Origin of the sequence: Halocynthiibacter sp. C4 (assembly GCF_028823805.1) — a bacterium.
Taxonomy (GTDB): Bacteria; Pseudomonadota; Alphaproteobacteria; order Rhodobacterales; family Rhodobacteraceae; genus Falsihalocynthiibacter; species Falsihalocynthiibacter halioticoli.
The window spans coordinates 1-18590 of record NZ_JAPEIE010000001.1 but is presented as its reverse complement, the minus strand read 5'-3'; the positions used below and the strand labels follow the sequence as shown (position 1 = coordinate 18590).

Here is an 18590-nt window from a genome sequence, read left to right as displayed (position 1 = left end):
TAGAGTGGCGAAGACGATGCGCCGCCACTCCAAGCTTTAGTGCTTAGCCACCTGCCAGCATTTTAGCTGCAGCGCGGAGGTAACCCGGCGTGTAATCCGGCTGATCGTTTGGCGTTGTAGAGAAGATCATCCCACAGAAATCTCTGGCTGGGTCGCTGTAGATACCTTGGTGCATGTTACCGTGCTTGAACATGGCGCCATCGGCAAAGACCACGTCCCACTGCGCAGAGTTGCGTTCGCCGCTCTCGCCGAACCACTGCGCGTGATAACCTTCTTCGGTGCTGCCTTTATAGGCTGCTGGATCGCCCAGTGTCTGGATGCGCCGCAACAGATCGTCGCTAATAATCCGCTCTGTGGAAACAACGTTCCAACTTGGCGTGAAGATCATCGCGTAACGCAGCATGTCTTCTGGAGTGGTCATATTCAGACCGCCACCGACTGCGGTGCCGTCTGATGCCAATCCAACCATGTACTGGTTTTTGACGCCGATCTTGGACCAGATCCGATCATTGAAGAGATCCACGTATTTCAGGTTTGAAGCACTTTGGAGCGCCAAAACAAGCGCCTGTGTGATCGAGGTTGAATAGCGGAAATGATCACCCGGCTTTTCGCCGTCGAGAGGCTTCACGGACTGGAGAATTTCAATCCATGCATTTCCGTCACCGCCAAACAGCGATGCGAAGAACTTCTCGATCCAGCTGTTCGGGTCAAGGAACGCTTCGGTTGTTTCTTCAACATCGAGACCAGACGCCATGTTCAATGCATTGCGAACGGAAACCATATCCCAAGCCGTGCCGGCCAGTTCGGTCGCATAATCAGAAATTGGCGCTTCGAGATCGAGAAGACCTTCGCGCTCAAGGATGATGCAAAGCGTACCGACGCAAGTCTTCGAGGCAGACATCCAAATGTGGTAATCCCATGGGTTCATACCAGGATAGGCTTCGTAAACAATTTTCCCTTTATGCGCCATCAAGAGCGCCTGCGTCCGATTCTCGCCATAGACATATCCATCAAGCGTATCGGATTGCGATCCGTCTTCCCGAGTGAAGGTCAGGTCTTTCAGTTGAGGTTGAATGTCGCGTTCCAACTCACGTGGCGGATGGCTTGGCATCGCAATATCGGTCGGCTTGAACGACGGGAAATGCATGTTGACATAAACGCCGTCATCCCCAGCAGATTGCCAGTTGGGCACGCTGAAACGAGCACGGACTTCCTTTGCCACGTCGTATGGAAGCGGTTCTTTCGCCTTTGAAATTGGTGTTGTGCGTTCGGTGATCGGCTGAATGAATGGTTCGCTCGTCTGCGCTGCTGCACGTGTCGGGCTCAGGCCACCGAAGGCAAAGCCTCCCATTGCTCCGAGAGCAGCCACACCTGCGCCGCTAAAAAGGACTTCTCGGCGGTCTAGGCCGGACTTCGCTTTCCGAGTTTTTTGTTTGCTATTATCTGTCATGTTGACCTCTGGTTTGATGAATTCGGCTCTGTTGAAGAATTACACTTCATAATGTTTGCAAGAGGTGAGGTGGTTGGGTGACCATCATCAGCGTTATCAGGACGAACGACGACCAGAGCCAACGAAGAGACTGGCGCATCGTACATCATGCACATATGCCTGAAATGCAGCGTAGCAAGTGCCGGATTCCAATGATCTTTCAATTGATCCTTTCTCGCTATTTCTGGCTGTTCTAGCCGCGTTCGAAATAGAAGCGGCGAGTCGAAGTTTTGCAGGTTCTCATTATAGCGTCAATGACGGTGACGCAGGGGAAATGCAGCAAATTGTCGCCCAACCCCCTCAAATAGTTCAAAATAATTCCAGTATCACGCGATCGCTTCGAAATCATGGATTAAAGCCCAGCCCACGAGCGCGGATATCACTTAGAGATGGCTATGAACCACAGACAGCGCATGGTTGAGTGCCGCGCGCGCTACCCGCGTTTGAGCCTCGGTTGAAATATTTGGAGCAAGGAAGGCGTCCTCTTGTGCCTGATAGCCCACTTTGAGTTTTGTACCTTCCATCACTGTTCCCCAAACCTTGATATCTTTGATCTTCATGGCGTCTACGGTCAAAGGGTTCTCTTCAAGGATCGTCATATTGGCGCGCTTACCGGCTTGAATGCTGCCAAGCTCGTCTTCCATGCGATGGGAATAGGCCGCGTCGAGAGTCACACCTCTGAGGGCTTTTTCGCGTGAGGCCCGCTGGTCCGCATCAGCAACCCGACCAGAGAAAGTGACCCGATTGACCGCGCACCACATCAAGAATAACGGATCGCCTGGCGCCATGGGCATATCAGAATGCAGCGAATAAGGAATTCCTGCTTCTTCCAGATCACCAAGGCGCACCATGGAATCTGCGCGCTGCGGGCCAAGGCCCACTTCGCCATATTTGTCCGAGAGCGCCCGAACATAATAAGGGTTGGCGCTTACAATAGCGCCAAGTTCTTTGATGCGGGGAATTTGATCTGAATCGCTGACCGCGAAATGCACGATTACGGTGCGGTGATCAAACCGCGGGTTCCGGCGCATGTTGACTTCAAGCGCATTTAGTACCCTGTCGAGGCCCGCATCGCCGTTGACGTGAATATGAATCTGATAGCCCGCGTCCCAATAAACCTGAAACCCGCGCAGGAACTTGTCTTCGTCCATCATCCAGACGCCGCCATGCCCCTGATCATCAAGCAGCGGATCACGCAATTGCATTGCCAATGAATAAATCGCGCCGTCGGCGAAGAGCTTGGCGCTGCCTTCTGCAAGTGAAGTCATGCCGCCGTACCATGAGGCCAGCTTCTCCGTTTCGGAAATTACAGTCGCGTCATCGTCGTATTTGGCAATCAGGCTCTTTGCATCAGCCATAAAGGTCCATCGGAACGGCATTGACGGCGCCGACATGACGGAATTCACCATGTCTTGGACGTCTTTTGAAAGGATCCCACCGGGTTCGTTTCCGAAGGTCACGCCCTTGGCGTGCATGTAGTCGCGCATGAGCTCCAAGCCCGCGACGAATTTTTCGGGATTGAACACCATTGGCGCAATGCTTGGCAAAATTGCGAATACGCCTTGCTCCCAGAAATGCCCTTCTTCGAGGTTGGATTGATATTGCGCAGATTGCGACCAGCCAGACACCAATTCTTCGTCAATGCCACCTTTTTCAAGCGCCACGCTATTGAGCGTGAACTCATGACAGGAGCGGGCAAAAACGATGATCGGGCGGGTTTCGCTGACACCATCCAGATCTTCGCGTGTCAGTTTTCCATAGAAATAGCTGTGATACCCCCACGTCAGAAGCGGCTCGTCCGGGTCTTCGATTGCCTCGCTGGCGCTCTTCAAGCGGGTCAGAAAATCTGCTTTGTCTTTCACCGCAGGAACGGTACCCGCGGGCAGCACCCAATCTTCGATCGAAAGGATTTCGGAGGACATACATAGGCCAGCCAACACCGGATGGTCGTGCTGCGCGATGAAGCCCGGCACGATCACCTTATCTGCAAAGGTTTCATCGATTTCATATGGTTGATCGGCCAGCGCCTCGGTCAAGGTTTCGACGTCACCCACCCCAAGAATGCGGCCATTCACAACAGCCACCGCGCCCGCCGATGGTTGATCGGGATCCAACGTGACGATTTCGCGCGCGGTGTAGATGGTAACCTGATCAACGACTCCCATAGCCGCGCCGATGTCAGTCAGTGATGAACTCTGCGCAAAAGCGAATTGACCAATTGGCGTCAGGCAGGTTGCTCCAAATAGTGCCGATTTCAAAAATGAGCGGCGGTCTTGTTTAAACATGAGGGGCTCCAATGCAATTGGTTTAAAGGGGCTTAGAAAGCTGAATACCGCGGGGAAAACGAGATCACAGTAGTAATCAACTCGCGCCTAATGTGTTGGCATTTAATAGTATTTCATTGCCTTTGAACTGAGATTCCACTTTCTAAACGTATTGTAAACGAAATGTTGTCTTGACGCGGTAGCTCCTCATCGCGTTAAGCTGGTGTTAGATTTATACTTTCGAAAGAAGCCATCCCCGTCAAGGATAATTAAGCCGAGAGCAATTACGGGGCAGAAACTCACCCTAGTGGGGGAACATATTAATGATGAATTTAAAACGTATTTCAAAAAGCATCCTCAGCTCATCCATGGCGAAAAAGCAGGGTGCCACACTGGCAGCAATGGCCGCGCTCATTTTAGGCGCACAAGGAGCGGCGGCTGAAGAAGAGTCGGCTAGCGAGCTCGCCCAAACACTCTCGAACCCGGTTGCTTCCCTTATTAGCGCGCCGTTCCAGCTTAACTACAACGAGAACTACGGGCCTAATGATGACGGTTCGAATTGGACCTTGAACGTTCAGCCGGTCATTCCCTTTGACCTTAGCGACGATTGGAATTTGATTTCGCGTACGATCGTTCCGCTGCAATTGACAGACGGCATTCCAAGCGGTGCCGGATCCGAATTCGGGGTTGGCGATGTTGTTCAAAGTTTCTTTTTCTCGCCCAAAGCACCCACATCAAGTGGCTGGATCTGGGGCGCGGGTCCTGTCGTCCTTGTGCCGACATCGCGCTGGAATGACGGTCCGTTTGGGCTTGGCGAATGGGGTTTAGGCGCGACTGGTGTAGCCTTGCGGATTTCCGGCGGTTGGACTTATGGCGCGCTGGCAAACCATATCTGGGACGTTGGCGGAGAAACCGAAATCAGCTCAACGTTTATGCAGCCCTTCCTCGTCTACACTTGGCCAAATGCTTGGGGTGCCTTCCTTAATACAGAATCAACCTATGACTGGACAGAGGATCAGTGGTCCGTGCCAATCAATTTTGGTGTTTCCAAAGTAGTGAATTTTGGAAAACAACCGGTTAGCCTCTCAGGCGGGTTACGGTATTGGGCTGAATCTACGCCCACAGGGCCAGAGGGCTGGGGCGCACGGTTTACGATGACCTTTATGTTCCCGAAATAGGAACTCTGCTTCCAAGCTTCACGAAACACTTTGGTTTCGCCAAACAGAACCTCCAGATCGCCCGCGGTGTTTACTGTCGAGGCTCTATGCGGACGTCCAAAGGGGTATTCGCGTATTCCCAGTCGTTCGATTTAATGCACGGTTACCGCGCAGGCCGTTGGGCTTGCCTAAAAACGACGAAAGCTACCGTGAGGTGGCTTGTCCGAAATCCCGGCCTTACGAAACGCACTCACAACATCCAAACCAACGTGTAGGTGCACATCAACCTCGCGCAAATTATTTAGCGCGACAACCGATAACTCAAGCCACAACATACCTCTGCGAATGCCTGCAACGCCAAGCCCCTGTATGAGGGCTTACGCGCGTTGGTTCAGACGAGCGACTTTTTGACCGGACACAGCGATGCAAGCCTCCCAGCGGTCGAGCGATGGCAAGCAGGCTTTTTCGTAGCTTGGTTCAATCGAATGAAGCTCTGGGAATATTTCCATAAGCTCGGATCTCTGCGCAGCGCCGAGGCTCGCTAGTGTTACAGGACCAGGATAAAAGCTCTCGCTGGCCAATCCGTTGGAGATCAGCAATTCGTGCTGATCGAGTAGTAAATGCACATACTTAATAGATGTGCAGTTTTCGTCTCGGAGAATAGTTGTCTCATTGACCAAATGCTTAGCTGCAACCAAGACATCCGTGCAGCCAAAATGAAGATCGTTCCATTCACTGCTAAGGACAATTCGATGTTGAGGCGAAACACACAAGTCTTGGTCTGGGCGACCTTCGCCATAAGCGTCCTTGCGTATTATAATGGGGCGCAAGTGGTTCGGTGAATAATCGCCACTAAAGTAAATGGTTCTGGCGCCAATCCAACGAATGGTTTTGGGCTCTCCCGAGGACGTTAGAACCGTATCACCTACACGCAAGGTTTCTACTGGGCAGCGCCCACTCGGGGTAGCGATCAGCGTACCAGATGCGAAACAGGGAGGTGTATATGGTTGAAGATCATCTGGTAGTCCATTATCAGGCGAACCGTTATTGCCATTCCAGTTCGTTCCGGGCGTTTTGGAGTACCAGTTCTGATCGTTATCCCCAGCGTAGTTACCGCTTGAGCCAGAGATTATCTGCCCATTCGCTGTACCGCCAATAAGTGTATAGCTGCTATCGTTTCCCCAACCGATCACTTCAACTAGATCTCCGTTGCCGTCGATCAGTGCGACTGCATCACGAGAGTTGCCGGTCGTAAGGCCAAAATTACTTGTATAGTAGACAACGCTAGGATCGGATGCCGAAACTTGGGGATCTGAAAAATCAACAGATCCGCTGCCTAGAAAAGTCGCGTGTGACCCCGATTTTTCGTAACTTTCAAACGACCACCCTGACACGTCTTCGCCAGGAGCTGCAGCGATCGTGATAATGCCTAGTGTAGGATTATAAGAAACAACTTCAGCCATACCACATCCAAAAACACATAGCTCAAATCTTATGCTCTGGGCCTAAGAAAGCAAGCGCCATAAATTTTTAGACGTGGAGCATTTAATATTTCGACGATCTTCTCACTAGGGTTTTTGTGGGTTCCAGTTGTCTGTCGGACCTTCCACTTCGCGGTGGGTACGATGAGCCATGAACACTCTCTTAGCAAATAAAGTTATTTGGACCCATATGCGCTGACGTCAGACAATACGTACCTTTTCCAAATTCGCCTCTCTATACTGATCCAGTACACCAAACTACAAACCACAGCTTGCCATAGAGTTTCTACTGCACCACCATAAGGCATTGCTTCTAAAACGGTGTTGTTAGGTCATGAAATCCAAACGGTTTGTACGGTTCATTCTCGGGTGTGCGCTGAAAGCTTCATTCGCTTCGGCATTATTAGAAATTGGACAGGCTCAGGCACAGACTGTTCAGTGCGACTCGACTGAAGATTACTGCGTGCCATTTGTCGGTTGCATTGAGAAGACCGGCGAAATTTTCAGGGGCCGAACGCACGGTTTGGTAGGTGGCCCATTGATTGCTGATTCATCAAGCGGTGCGTCATGTGTAGGCCTGTGGGAGAAAACTTACTTAGGAATAGGTGTTGCTAGGTTCGAATGTGACGACGGAAGAAACGGGGCATCCGTCTATACTTACTTTGAAGAAAGAACCGGAACTGCTGTTGGCAAGGCGGAAATGACGAATGGGCAGGTAGGGAAATTTTGGGCCGGCTGGAACCTGGAAGCTTACTTTCGTGAGGTGGCGCCTGAGGAACGCCAAAGCATGGCTTGTGAGGTGAATGAAATGCTGCTGAGCTGACCGAGTTGTGCAAGAGAATACAGCAGTAATTGTTTGGGTATCCTAGAACCAATTTGTTTTTGCCGCACTCACAGCGAGTTCACATCAAATCAAGGTACCGAGTACGGCAAAGGAGCCTAATTACGTTTTGTTTCTGCTGGTCACCAGTCTGGTTTGAACACCATTTTTGCTAAAATTCATCGTGAATACATTTGCTGTCAAGCGTAGCACCATGCGCCGAGCACCTAAGCGCATCAAACGCCCTTTGGGCGTTAGCGTGTTGTACTTATTGTGGTAAATTTGGCTACAGGAGGGCGATACCACCGTTGTCGAACGGGGCTAAGTTGCCGAGTTTGACCGCTCGCAGAGCAAGTCTTTAATCCGCCTGATGTTGTGGGCAAAACTTTAGGCCATTCGCTGCCGCAAGCCATCAAACCCAACTGCCAGAATTTGTACCACGCCGCGCGTCACGTCTTGCCAGAAGCTAGTGACATTCATCAAAGTCAAACCGTTGTTGAGGGTGCCGAGGATCAACACATCAACCATCGTGCCCCGCCCACCTTGTAGCGACCTTCCGCCTAGGATGATTGCTGCGATCACTGTTCAGGTGTGGCCCAGCGCCAATCAGCTGCATGAGATGGTTTTCTTGCCGTTTCTGTGCCTCGTCATGGAAAAGCTTGAGCGGGGTCAGCTTCCAACCTGCCTTCGTCCGGGCTGACACCCTTAACTTTGTCCCTCGTCGAAAACGCAGCGAATGACCGCTTCCCGTCGACCAAAACTGTCCAAACCATTTGCTACCGCATTTAACCACCACTTGGCGTAATATTCACTTACGCCAAGCGTGAATCGCTGCACCGGATAAAACCGGTGCAACAGTAGCTTCATAGATTTCCCTGCTGACATCTCACGGGCAAGATGGTCCGCTTGACGAATTGCCAACGCGACAATGGTCAGTGTTGGGTTCTCCGCAGCGCCGGTTGTGAATTGCGAACCGTCAGATACGAACAGGTTGTCAACATCATGGGTTTGCCCCCACTTATTCACAACGCCATCCTCGGGGTTTTCCGACATTCTGTTTGTTCCAAGATTATGAGTTGAAGGATATGGAGGTGTCGGGAAAGTACGAGTGGCCCCTGCCGCGTCATAGATTGCCTGCCCCTGCTTATAAGCGTGGGCGCGCATGGCAATATCGTTGGGGTGGTCGTCAAAATGCACGTTGGCCACCGGTAGCCCCCACTGATCCTTGACGTCAGAATTTAGGGTTACGCGGTTACTCGACTGCGGCATATCCTCACCAACCAACCACATGCCCGCCATATTCTCGTACATATCGAGCGCCGTTGTAAATTCACGCCCCCACCCGCCAGGATCAAGGAAGGCTGCCATAAATGGTATACCAAGTGACAAAGTTTCCATCTCGTACCCGCCGACAAATCCGCGTGACGGGTCATGGCGAGACTCGTCCGAAATAATTCCAGCCATTGTCGTACCGCGCCACATCTTAACAGGTTTATCGAAAGTTGCGTAAACAGAACCGGTCATGTGACGCATGTAATTTCGACCGAATTGGCCAGAGGAATTGGCAAGGCCATCGGGATACATGGAAGTGGCCGATTTAAGAAGGAGGCGCGGGCTCTCAAAGGAATTGCCTGCCACACAGACAATCCGCGCCTTCTGCATTTGTAAGGTACCTTCAGCATCAAAATATTCAACACCAGTCACCTTGCCCGTATCATCATGCAAGATGCGCGCAACATGCGCCTTTTCTCGCACCTCGAGATTGCCTGTTGCCTCGCCGCGCGGGATGTCAGTGTAGGCGGACGACCATTTCGCGCCCCACTTGCAGCCTTGAAAGCAAAAGCCGGTTTGCTGACAGGCCTGGCGATCGTCATACTCTTCCGAGTTGATTGCCATTCGGCCCGTGTGTACGTCTTTGTATCCGAGCGCCTTCGCGTCTTTTTCAAATACTTTATAGTTGTTGTTCCCAGGCAGGCCCTTGATACCGTTGGTGCGGGTGACGCCCAATTTCTTCTCGGCCTTGTCATACCACGGCGCCATTTCATCAGCGTCGATCGGCCAATCCACGAGGTTGGCCCCCCCTCGATCGCGCCATAGTTCGTGAGTGCCTTCCACTCGTGTTCTTGAAAACGCAGGGAAGCACCAGCCCAATGGGTTGTGGTCCCGCCAACTGCCTTAACGATCCAGGCTGGTAATCCTGAAAAATCCTTGGCCACTCGCCAATCGCCGCTTGTAGTCCGTGGATCAGTCCAGGCCAGTTGCCTAAAGCTATCCCATTCGTCGTTAACAAAATCCTCGGGGAGGTAGCGCCCTCCCGCTTCTAGCGAAACAACGCTGACGCCTTTCTGGGCGAGTTCGTTTGCAAGGACGCCGCCGCCGGCGCCAGTTCCAATAATAACGACAACGCTGTCGTCGGTGAGTTCAAATGGTGCAGCCATATCCGTTTCTCCCTAGGCTATGGCTTAAAGCCAGTTGATGTCGTTAAAGCCGCGGTCGATGTAACCGCCTTTTGAGAAGCTCTCGCCTTCATAGCCAAAGATCGGCCAGACCGATTTCTGGTTATATAGGCCTGTTACAAGTCCGCCTCGGATTTGCTGAAAGAATGCATCCTCCTCCATCCTTCGCAAGATATCCACGCGGTCACGCTCCCAACCAACGGCAAGATAATCTGCATAACCGCGCGCCTGCGCCGCAGCGTTCAATGCTTCAATTCCGGACTCGATTGCTGGAGCAGCGTCGGCGCTATCATAGCCCTTCACCGCGATTACATAGTTCTCATCTGGTATTTGATCGTGCGGATAAATGTCATGTGCCATCTGAACCAGCGTGGCAAATGAGGCTGGCTTTAGCTTGGTCAGTTCCGTAGCCCAAGCCGCGTTTTTTGCTGCGACAAAGCCAGAGCCAACGACGAACACCGTCCCCGCTGCTGTAGCACGCGCCAATAACTGGCGTCTGGTTAGTCCCTTAGGACCATTCTTGCTTCTCATAATGTCCTCCCATTGTGTTGCAAGTTTTTCGGTGTTTGGCGTGCAAGCACCGGTAGCAAATCAAAGGTAGCGCCCTCCACGCTCAAGCACCTCGATCTGGTAACCATCCCGGTCTTGAACAAAAAAGAACCGCGCAATCACTTCGCCAGTGGGTGCAAATTCAACGACCTTTCTTGGCGCGAGCCCTTCGCTGACGAAACGTGCATGTTCTGCATGGATATCCGAGACTGATACCGCCAGATGTCCATAACCATCGCCCAACTCGTATGGCTGGCTGCGATCTTTGTTGACCGTAAGCTCGACCTCAAAGTCGGTTTCTTTGTTTCGAAGATAGATGAGCGTAAAGCTTGGAAAATCGAGCCGGTCGGCTATCTCCAGACCAAATGCTTTCTGATAGAAATCCAGTGATCGCGCCTCATCTAAAACGCGGATCATTGTGTGAATTGCCTTGGCCACCTGTATTGTCCCTCTCTTGTACTATGAGGGTAAGGCTAGCCTGCAAAGCCGTTGGTACGGGTAGTAGGGGAACACTACCCTAAATTTTGGGTGTTTTCGTTATTCAGCAGCGATCATTTCCGCTGGCCGTTCGGAGGATGCTTCAATAAATGCCAGACAGGCGCAGCGCAGCAAGGATGTAAAGTTTGAAGGCTCGCCCCGCAGTTCCAATACCTCTGAATGCAAAGTGGAAATAAAGGCTGGTGTCGTAACGCCGTCTTTGGCCGAAATTTGATCAAGTATTTCCCAAAATGCGTTTTCCAACCGAATACTTGTGCTTTGACCATTTAGTCTCAACCTTCTGGTCGTAGCCGCATAACACTGCGGATCCTGCGCTGCAAATACTTGGCACATCATTTTCTCTCCCTAACGTAAGGCTAAGCTAGTCCCTGCGATCTTCAAAGTCAAAAAATCCCATAAGAAATTGATACTATTACAAACTGCTCATCGGTTCCGTTGAGTTTTCGCACCCTAAACCGCATGTAAAGCCGGCTTTATCTCACGCAGTTATCAACGTCCCAGATAACCACCATCGACTGGAAGTATTGCGCCGTTGATATAGTCTGAAGCTGACGAAGCCAGAAACAAAAGCGGTCCCTTCATGTCTTTGGATTTTCCCCAACGTCCGGCCTGAATGCGCGCGGTTAGTTCGGCGTTTCGGGTTGGGTCGGCGATCAAGGCTGTGTTCATTTCGGTGTCCATGAAGCCTGGAGCGAGCGCATTTACACAGATCCATTGGCGCGCCCATTCATTGGCAAGAGCTTTGGTCAACTGCGCGACACCTCCTTTGGAAGCGGTGTTTGCAGGTTCGGTGTAGCCGCAGAGAAAGCTAAGTAGCGAGGCGATGTTGATGATCTTGCCGCGCCCCCTTGGCAACATGACACAGGCCGTACGTTGGCAGAGTTCAAAAACGGCATTCAGATTGACCTCAATGACTTTATTCCAATCCTCAATCGGAAAGTCCTCGCTCTTGTGGCGGACCTGCACTCCGACGCAATTGACGAGGATATCGAGCCGGCCTCCTAAGATTTCCAGCGCCTAATCAAAGGCAGAGGCACGAGCGTTTGGGTCTGACAAATCAACGGTTACGGCTTGGCAATCGTAGCCTTGCTCGCGAAATTTGGTGGCCACATCATTAGCGCCGGCATTTTATCCAAAGATAACAACCCGCGCGCCCTCCTCTGACAAAGCTTCAGCCATGGATTTACCCAGACCGCGTGTGCCACCTGTAACGATGGCTTATTGTTCAGCCACACTGACGCTGCTCATCTAGTTTCTCCTCTTTCCGTTAGCGCTGGCAATCGACCAGCACCTTAACGGTTGTCTCTGTTGGGTCAGCAATGCAGGGGGGCGTTGTAACACCCCCCTCAACGAATACGAAAACGCAAGAGAGAGTAGATGACAGCAGATATCCTACATTCTGGCTTTGATGGGCTTAAGTTCACCGTTCAGGCCGATATTCCGCCGGAGTTGCGAGCCGAATAGACCTCTGTAAAACGATACGCAAAAGAGAACCAAAGCGATTGCCTTGTCCAGTTTGGCGAGATTGCCCTAAGCGTCACGGGAAAGGGCGCACGGGGCTCTACCTGTCATACGGGCGATATGGGCGCTGTTTGGCTGTTCCAACACCCAGAGGACCGCATACAAAACAACCCCGCAATCACTGTGGACTTTCGCGCCTCTGGGGTGGCAAAGAGCGGGCTTGCTGGAGCCGAGAAACACTTTCGGAATTATATGGCGGCACTTGGCATTCCTTACGTTGAAACACAACTGCGCGTTGCCCGCGCCGACTTTGCTGTTGATATCCTAGCGCCTTGGTTTGAGCCGGATCGTGAGGCCTTGGTTGTACCGCCTGGAACAAAGGTCACAGAATACATTGGCGTTGATGAAATGGCGACGGTATCGAGCGGGGCGCAAGTGACGGGGCTACGGGCCGGACGGGTCATCCGTTAGCGTGCCGCTGCGACTCGACGGCAGTTGCGTGGCACATTTCGAGTTGGCTACTATCGGTTTCGAAGCCATTCATGCATCGGACGGTCGAAGATATCTCGTAAATTCTGTACGGCCGGGCCAGTTCTGGCGCAGCCTTGAGATCGCGCGAAAACTTTCGACTTGCGTGCCGTTCTTTTCCTGACGACCTCACTGGAGCCCCATATACAGTATTGGTCCTTCAATTAACGCCGCCGTTGACAATGTGGCTACCAAGGAGCTCGATTCATAATCCCCCGTGGATAAGGGCATGCGGGTGTAGAAATTTCTTGGCAGGATCGACGAGACATTCACATGAAAAAGAAGCGCCCAGTCCTCAAGTTTCCACCACGTTCGAGACACGATCTTTGTTGCAGCGGGGGCAGACAGTCGCCGTCCGCTGCAATCGATGGCTTAAGCATTAGAGATGCTCAGTCCGCCGCCGCGAATTTTTCAATATCTGGCAGCTCCCACGTTCTCTCGATATAGGCTTTCTCTGGGCCATAAAACCTGAAGTAAGCGAACCAGTTCTCTCCTTCGATGGTAGGAATCCAGTTCTTTTCTTTCCCCTCTGGCGCATTTGGCCCGAAGTAGATATCGATCGAACCGTCTTCATTTATAATCAGGTCTTCTGACCTGGAAGAACGGTCTGGACGTTGCAATTCATTGTTGATCATGGTCCGAGTGTCGGTGTCATAGACAGTCACAGACCAGAACCGTTTAGCCGGTGGATTCGGCGGAACATGGAGTCTGTATGTCTCCTCGCCAGTCAACCAATCTCCATCCTCGTCCTGATAGGCACCAATATACGCTTGGCCCAAGCCCTCGGTTTTGCCCTGCATGGCCTTTGAAACGGTAACGGCTTCATAGAGGTATGACGCACGTTCGTCGAGTTGATCGTAAGTGGGCATCCTCTGGTCCAGTTCAGCCAGCAGAATGAAATGCCATTTGCTGCCCTCAGTGTATCGGACCCCATCAAAACGCTTGTGGAAGGTATTGGCCTTGGCCATCGCCTCGCCCACATATGCTCCTTCCGTCAGGATTTTTTTCTGCCGTTCGTCTGGTTCAAACGGGCTGCCCATTTCGATTCCCAAAGGCTTCAACATCGCCATGAAAAACCGATCGCGATCATCAATAACTTCCGTGTTAAGTACGTTGGACAATAGCTCCCAATAGGCAAGACCTCTTGGATGAACCTGATCCCACTTCTTGCCATCCGGTTTGACAATCTTTACGGCAGGAGGACTGTCCTTTTGTGAAAGAGGATAGGAGTTTGCCGTTTCTTTAATGTACTTGTTCTCGTCAGGATCTGTTCCCAATAGCCGCCAGGCAAAAAAGACATTATTCGTTGTAGACCTTACGACGTGGTAATCATCGACATTCTCAGGTTCTTCAGCACCAGGTGGCAACAACAAGTACTTTCCACCCTTACCTTCAAAAGGACCAATGACTCCCGTGTCTGTGAGGAGTCTCTGCCAGAAATCGAGTATCATCCCTCCGGTCGCTCCCTCGGGTTCAACCAGCACATAGGGTCCGCTTTCGGTCAGATCCACCATTCCCAAGAGGTAGACCGTCGTGCTGTTGGATGTCAGGATACCGAGTTTATCTACGAAATCGTCGTATAATACGATTTGGCCGTTATCCACCCCGAACACTTGCTCGTGGGCATCCTGCCATTTCGCCAGTTGCACGATTGGCAAAGCCCAGATGTAAGACTGGCTGGCACGCTGGAAATCCATCTCATCGAACAGTTTCTCTGCGGTCTCTTCCGTCGGATAACCATAATTTTGAGTGAACTCCAATTCTCCGAGCCGTGTCTCAACGGCCTCCTGAGCACCAGCGTAATTTGGCATCATCGCCATACCAGCAATAAACAAGCTAGCTGCCGTGACAGTCTGTTGTAGACTATTTCTCATCGTTACCTCCTGTCCTGATTTGCAGTCCTCAGGGTGAATCAATCTCAACTGAGTACCCCCCGACCGGAATAGTGCGGCCCTCGAACTTGATTCTGAGCGCAGGTCAAAAGCCGTATTTCACTTCCGCCGGACATCTCGGCCCGCCGGAAGTTTTTGTGCTCACTCAACCAACTCGATCTCTGAAGGCCGCCAGGTCTTGTCAAAGAACGACTTTTTCGGGCTGTAGAGTCGGAGGATGGTGAACCACCCCTTTTCCGGATCAGTCTGGATCCAGTTTCCATCGGCCACGTCAGCGGGCTTCTCAGGGGAGAAATAAATCGTTGTCGACCCATCTGCATCCGCGGATGCGGCTGGCGAAGGATAGCCCTGGCTACCGGCCCGCGGATACATTTGCGGAGTCGCGAGCATTGACCGAGACTGGTTGTCATAAACCGTGAACGACCAGAAACGCTCGGCCGGAATGTCAGCGGGCAGCGTTACCTTGTAGGTAAGTGCGCCGTCGAAGGGTTCTCCAGCGACATCGACATTTGCGATCAGATATTGAGATCCGATCCCAGTCAGGCGCATCACCATTGCTGGCGTGATACCAGTTGCTGTGTAAAACATTGATGTGCGCGAATGAAGCTTCCGGTTTCCGGTGGGCTCAGCAGGAATGACCTCGCCATTTTCTCCGATCATCGGAGGCGGATCCTGGAATTGGTAGCCCCCAACGAAAAGCATATTCCACCAGGCGGAATTCTCATCGTCCTCGTAATAGCGGAATCTGTCGACCGGATGCGCTCCCATTCCGAGCGTCCGCGAGGCCGCGTTTCCGAAGGCAACAGCCTCGGTCAGCGTTTTCTTCATACGCTCATCGGGAGCAAACTCCTGCCCCTTGACTATGCCGATCGCTGCAAACTGGCCGGCAATCTCTGGATCGAGTGCGCTGGCGGGTTCGCGTTGAACCATTTCGTTAAGTAACTCGTAGTGACCGAAATCGTTTGGCGGAACGGTATTGATCACCATGCCAGATCCCTCGACGAAGCGCGGGCTCTTGGCTTCGGGCGTCGACGCGAGAGGCGCCTCGCCGGCAAGATACTGTCCGACGCTGTTGCCATAGCCCCCGGGTTTATAGGGGTAAACCTTTAGCGTCTCTTTGACCCGTGCCACTGCTGGTGCCGGATCATCGTTCTCGAGGAATGCGCGGAAAAGAAGCGTAACCAGATTGGTGCGCGAGTGCCGAACGAAGAAACCTCCCTCAGGCAGGACACCGTCGTACTCTGGGCCGACCAAAAGGAATTTGCCGCCCTCGCCCTTATCTGGACCGGCCAGACCGAAGTCCCCAACATAACGGAACCAGAAATCGTCAAAGATCCCTAGAACCTGCGGAGGTGTTTCGATGACCAGCGGCCCGTCAGACAAATCGACGTTGCCCCAAAAATAGACAGTGTCGGCATTGGCGGTCAGGAACAGCGAGTTCGAGTCCATCAGTTTCGAGAAGATCAGAAAGTCTCCATCCTTGATGCCCTGTTCCTCGTAGCCTTTGCGAAGAGCGTAAAGTGAGACGCCTTGGATCGAATTCATGAAGGACTCCACGCCGTGAATGTAGTCCAGTTCGTTGCGGACCGCCTCGGCTGTTTCCTTCGTCGGGTAGCCGTCCTTGAACTCCAAGGTGCCTAACCTAGTTTCCACCTGATCCGGTGTCGAGATTGAGGCCGGTACGTCCGCCCGTAATTGCGTCGCGGTAATGGTTGCCGATCCGACGGCAAGCAGCATAACAATAGTCAATGTTGAACAGAATCTTCGTATTTCAATTCGCATTCCAAATACCTCCTATTACTGACTTAAAATATGACGGATCTACGGCCGCACTATCTCAGCTTACCTAAAAAATTGGACAAATTTTAAAATAGCTGTCCAACTGCCAAAGGGATCCGTTTCCGTATTCCTTACTCAGATAGGAGACTTTTCTCCTAAGATGTGCTACGTAATTTCTGACACTTGGGCGAAAAGAATATTGTTTATAGGATATTTTAATGGGAGAACGTCCGGTATTCCTCACGAGCGGTCGTCTAACCACGCACGATCCTTCCGCTTTCGAAATCGCGGTCAACCCTTGGAATCTGATGATCAATACAAGCGGCGCGAAAAGAGTACGCTTTGAGATTGACTACCTGCTGATGCCAGGCCTTACGATTTATCACGACAGCTATTTCGGTAGTGCTGCACGACTTCAAGGTATGCCTCCAGAAGGCAAGCTAGTGGTAGCATTGCCTTCTGATCCCCGTCGAGATTCCGTCCTTTGGTCGCGTCAGGTATCGTCAGGCGCGCTCTATGCTTTGCACTCTACGCCGCTGGATGCCGTAATGTCAGACGGTCATGAAAACTGGGTCGCGCTCATCGACATCGACGAAGGCTTGCCAGAACCCCTAGCGTCCGTGATTGACCAACTTCATTCGAAAAAACGGATTGAGGGCATGATCGGGTCTCAGAATGGTTCTCCAGGCTTGGTCGAGATCATGCGGCAGTTGGTTCGTGCTTCTAGATTAGCCAACCTTGTGCAGAGGAACGCCGCGCTCGCTGCTCTGCGCGCCGACTTTGAGCGACGGCTCTTGCAAGTGGCGCAGCCGGACGAATTCGGCAGAGAGAGCGCGCGCAGCCGAAACAAGCAAGCCCGCGCTGTCGGCGCATTGCTCGATTGCCTTCGATCTGATGTTTCGAGAACCTACTCTGTTGATCAGCTGTGCAAAAAGATTCAGGTAAATTATCGCACGCTGGCTCGCGGCGTTTAGGCGGAGTTCGGCTGCTCGATATACGCGCTGTTGCGTCGGCAGAGACTGCATGGCGCGCGCCAGAAGCTGCTCTCGGCGGCTCCTTTGGCAGAGACAACCGTAACCAAAGTCGCTGTCTCGTTTGGCTTCTTCGATCTTGGCAGGTTTTCGGCTGCCTATAAACGCGAGTTCGCGGAATATCCCTCTACGACATTGGCAACCAGGTCAAAAGCAGTTCGACCGGCCTTGGCGCAATCCTAATTGGCAATTCCAATCTTGCTCATCATGGCAGACCTTTTCACCTCGAATTAGCCGATTAGGGATCGGCTATTGAGCAAGGTAAATCGAAAGATTACTGTAGGGTTGCTCTGGGATACTGCTGCCCCAATCACGAATTGCGGTTTCCCGACGAAGATTTCTCGAAGGGTCATACCATATTTGCGAAGCGTTCAGATTGGGCGGCGGTCGATAATGCGCAGCCTCCGAACTCTCCCTGAAGAGTGGCGAACGTTGGCTTTGTTCGCAGTGCCGCCCTCTGGCCAGTAAAAAAGCTGCGCAATGTTTGGAACGGCTGCTTAGGAGAAGCTGCGATGCAGCACGCGCACATCTGGCCAAGGTCCAGTTTGGGCCATTTGCTGCGGTATCTAGATTCTGTGGATGTTGCACTTCAACCACACTCCCGAAACGCATCCTTGTGCTTCCACAGTGCTTCGACGGGCAGAATTGCCAACGCGAACGGCCTCGCAGATGAGAGGCGTAAGTTATTGTAATTATTGTGATAAATTTGGCTGCGGGAGCATGCAATCGCCGTTGCCGAACGGAGCTATCATGTAAATTTTAACGGCAGGCACGAACGCAATCTAACCGTCAATCTTGCTAATTCGGCCCTTTGCTGCCGTCTACATCTAGGCGTCGCTGCAATGCAGCTGCCTAGAAGCGGACGTTCATCTAAAACGCCGCATTCTTGAAAGACAAATGACCTAAGCGCGGACAAAGCCGTTCTTGGATTAAGGGCTAGAAACCGCGCTTCATTGAACAGTCGCTAGAAAAGTCTAAAACAAATAAAGTAATGGCGGACGCACATCGTATCCACTGTGGAGATATGGATTATATGACTAACGAGAATTACGAGGACATGCTGGCTGGACGCCATCACAATGGGGCCGACCCCTTTCTTTTCGAACTAAAATCTAAAGCGAGCAAGGCCAAGGCGCGGCTGGATGCTGTCTCCAACAATGATTTGCCGGCACGAGTTGAGGCTGC

General features: G+C 52.1%; 13 protein-coding genes and 3 pseudogenes. 5 read left to right on the top strand and 11 right to left on the bottom strand.

Translation table 11 applies throughout. The features are described from left to right. Positions 1 to 43 precede the first annotated feature (43 nt). Together OU789_RS00075 and OU789_RS00070 are read right to left on the bottom strand one after the other, a co-directional pair. Positions 44 to 1450, bottom strand: a complete 1407-nt coding sequence (locus tag OU789_RS00075; protein WP_274652226.1) for a serine hydrolase domain-containing protein — start codon at positions 1448 to 1450, stop codon at positions 44 to 46. A 422-nt stretch (positions 1451 to 1872) separates the two neighbouring features. Next, the gene (locus tag OU789_RS00070) at positions 1873 to 3774 is read right to left on the bottom strand and encodes an amidohydrolase (protein WP_274652224.1); all 1902 of its coding nucleotides are present in this window, start codon (positions 3772 to 3774) and stop codon (positions 1873 to 1875) included. A 302-nt stretch (positions 3775 to 4076) separates the two neighbouring features. Here OU789_RS00070 and OU789_RS00065 point away from each other — a divergent pair, with 302 nt between their 5' ends. Beyond that, positions 4077 to 4931 carry a transporter gene (locus OU789_RS00065; protein ID WP_274652222.1) on the top strand — a complete coding sequence of 285 codons (855 nt, stop codon included), beginning with the start codon at positions 4077 to 4079 and terminating at the stop codon, positions 4929 to 4931. 356 nt (positions 4932 to 5287) lie between these two features. Here OU789_RS00065 and OU789_RS00060 read toward each other — a convergent pair whose 3' ends face one another. Further along, positions 5288 to 6373, bottom strand: a complete 1086-nt coding sequence (locus OU789_RS00060) for a Hint domain-containing protein (protein WP_274652220.1) — start codon at positions 6371 to 6373, stop codon at positions 5288 to 5290. 352 nt (positions 6374 to 6725) lie between these two features. Between OU789_RS00060 and OU789_RS00055 the strand changes: the two genes are divergently transcribed. Next, entirely contained in the window at positions 6726 to 7214 is a 489-nt protein-coding gene (locus tag OU789_RS00055) for a hypothetical protein (protein WP_274652218.1), read from the top strand. A 384-nt stretch (positions 7215 to 7598) separates the two neighbouring features. Here OU789_RS00055 and OU789_RS00050 read toward each other — a convergent pair whose 3' ends face one another. The 6 genes and pseudogenes from OU789_RS00050 to OU789_RS00025 all read right to left on the bottom strand — a co-directional run bounded on the left by OU789_RS00050 (position 7599) and on the right by OU789_RS00025 (position 11893). Next, positions 7599 to 7739 carry a hypothetical protein gene (locus tag OU789_RS00050; protein WP_342453556.1) on the bottom strand — a complete coding sequence of 47 codons (141 nt, stop codon included), beginning with the start codon at positions 7737 to 7739 and terminating at the stop codon, positions 7599 to 7601. 345 nt (positions 7740 to 8084) lie between these two features. Further along, a pseudogene (locus OU789_RS00045) lies at positions 8085 to 9649 on the bottom strand (GMC family oxidoreductase); the annotation flags it as partial. 24 nt (positions 9650 to 9673) lie between these two features. Continuing rightward, entirely contained in the window at positions 9674 to 10198 is a 525-nt protein-coding gene (locus OU789_RS00040; RefSeq protein ID WP_274652216.1) for a Twin-arginine translocation pathway signal, read from the bottom strand. A gap of 60 nt (positions 10199 to 10258) precedes the next feature. Next, entirely contained in the window at positions 10259 to 10654 is a 396-nt protein-coding gene (locus OU789_RS00035) for a VOC family protein (protein WP_274652214.1), read from the bottom strand. 99 nt (positions 10655 to 10753) lie between these two features. Continuing rightward, positions 10754 to 11047, bottom strand: coding sequence for a ribbon-helix-helix domain-containing protein (locus OU789_RS00030; RefSeq protein ID WP_274654470.1), 294 nt, complete (start codon positions 11045 to 11047; stop codon positions 10754 to 10756). 156 nt (positions 11048 to 11203) lie between these two features. After that, positions 11204 to 11893, bottom strand: a pseudogene (locus OU789_RS00025) (SDR family oxidoreductase). A gap of 402 nt (positions 11894 to 12295) precedes the next feature. Between OU789_RS00025 and OU789_RS00020 the strand changes: the two are divergent. Next, a complete protein-coding gene (locus OU789_RS00020) occupies positions 12296 to 12646 on the top strand; it encodes a hypothetical protein (protein WP_274652212.1) in 351 nt (116 codons plus the stop codon). 446 nt (positions 12647 to 13092) lie between these two features. Here OU789_RS00020 and OU789_RS00015 read toward each other — a convergent pair whose 3' ends face one another. Then, positions 13093 to 14577: a DUF1254 domain-containing protein gene (locus OU789_RS00015; RefSeq protein WP_274652210.1), complete on the bottom strand. Its 1485-nt coding sequence runs from the start codon at positions 14575 to 14577 to the stop codon at positions 13093 to 13095. Positions 14578 to 14736: 159 nt separating this feature from the next. Next, complete coding sequence (locus OU789_RS00010) at positions 14737 to 16377, bottom strand: DUF1254 domain-containing protein (RefSeq protein WP_274652208.1); 1641 nt, start codon at positions 16375 to 16377, stop codon at positions 14737 to 14739. Positions 16378 to 16592: 215 nt separating this feature from the next. Here OU789_RS00010 and OU789_RS00005 point away from each other — a divergent pair, with 215 nt between their 5' ends. Next, positions 16593 to 17348: a hypothetical protein gene (locus tag OU789_RS00005; RefSeq protein WP_274652206.1), complete on the top strand. Its 756-nt coding sequence runs from the start codon at positions 16593 to 16595 to the stop codon at positions 17346 to 17348. A 15-nt stretch (positions 17349 to 17363) separates the two neighbouring features. After that, positions 17364 to 17588 (top strand): annotated as a pseudogene (locus tag OU789_RS16920) (helix-turn-helix domain-containing protein); the annotation flags it as partial. Positions 17589 to 18590 lie beyond the last annotated feature (1002 nt).

Coding starts and splice junctions, on each gene's coding strand:
- OU789_RS00075 (WP_274652226.1), bottom strand. CDS start 1,450: ATGACAGATAATAGCAAACAAAAAACTCGGAAAGCGAAGTCCGGCCTA.
- OU789_RS00070 (WP_274652224.1), bottom strand. CDS start 3,774: ATGTTTAAACAAGACCGCCGCTCATTTTTGAAATCGGCACTATTTGGA.
- OU789_RS00065 (WP_274652222.1), top strand. CDS start 4,077: ATGATGAATTTAAAACGTATTTCAAAAAGCATCCTCAGCTCATCCATG.
- OU789_RS00060 (WP_274652220.1), bottom strand. CDS start 6,373: ATGGCTGAAGTTGTTTCTTATAATCCTACACTAGGCATTATCACGATC.
- OU789_RS00055 (WP_274652218.1), top strand. CDS start 6,726: ATGAAATCCAAACGGTTTGTACGGTTCATTCTCGGGTGTGCGCTGAAA.
- OU789_RS00050 (WP_342453556.1), bottom strand. CDS start 7,739: ATGGTTGATGTGTTGATCCTCGGCACCCTCAACAACGGTTTGACTTTG.
- OU789_RS00040 (WP_274652216.1), bottom strand. CDS start 10,198: ATGAGAAGCAAGAATGGTCCTAAGGGACTAACCAGACGCCAGTTATTG.
- OU789_RS00030 (WP_274654470.1), bottom strand. CDS start 11,047: ATGTGCCAAGTATTTGCAGCGCAGGATCCGCAGTGTTATGCGGCTACG.
- OU789_RS00020 (WP_274652212.1), top strand. CDS start 12,296: ATGGGCGCTGTTTGGCTGTTCCAACACCCAGAGGACCGCATACAAAAC.
- OU789_RS00015 (WP_274652210.1), bottom strand. CDS start 14,577: ATGAGAAATAGTCTACAACAGACTGTCACGGCAGCTAGCTTGTTTATT.
- OU789_RS00010 (WP_274652208.1), bottom strand. CDS start 16,377: ATGCGAATTGAAATACGAAGATTCTGTTCAACATTGACTATTGTTATG.
- OU789_RS00005 (WP_274652206.1), top strand. CDS start 16,593: ATGGGAGAACGTCCGGTATTCCTCACGAGCGGTCGTCTAACCACGCAC.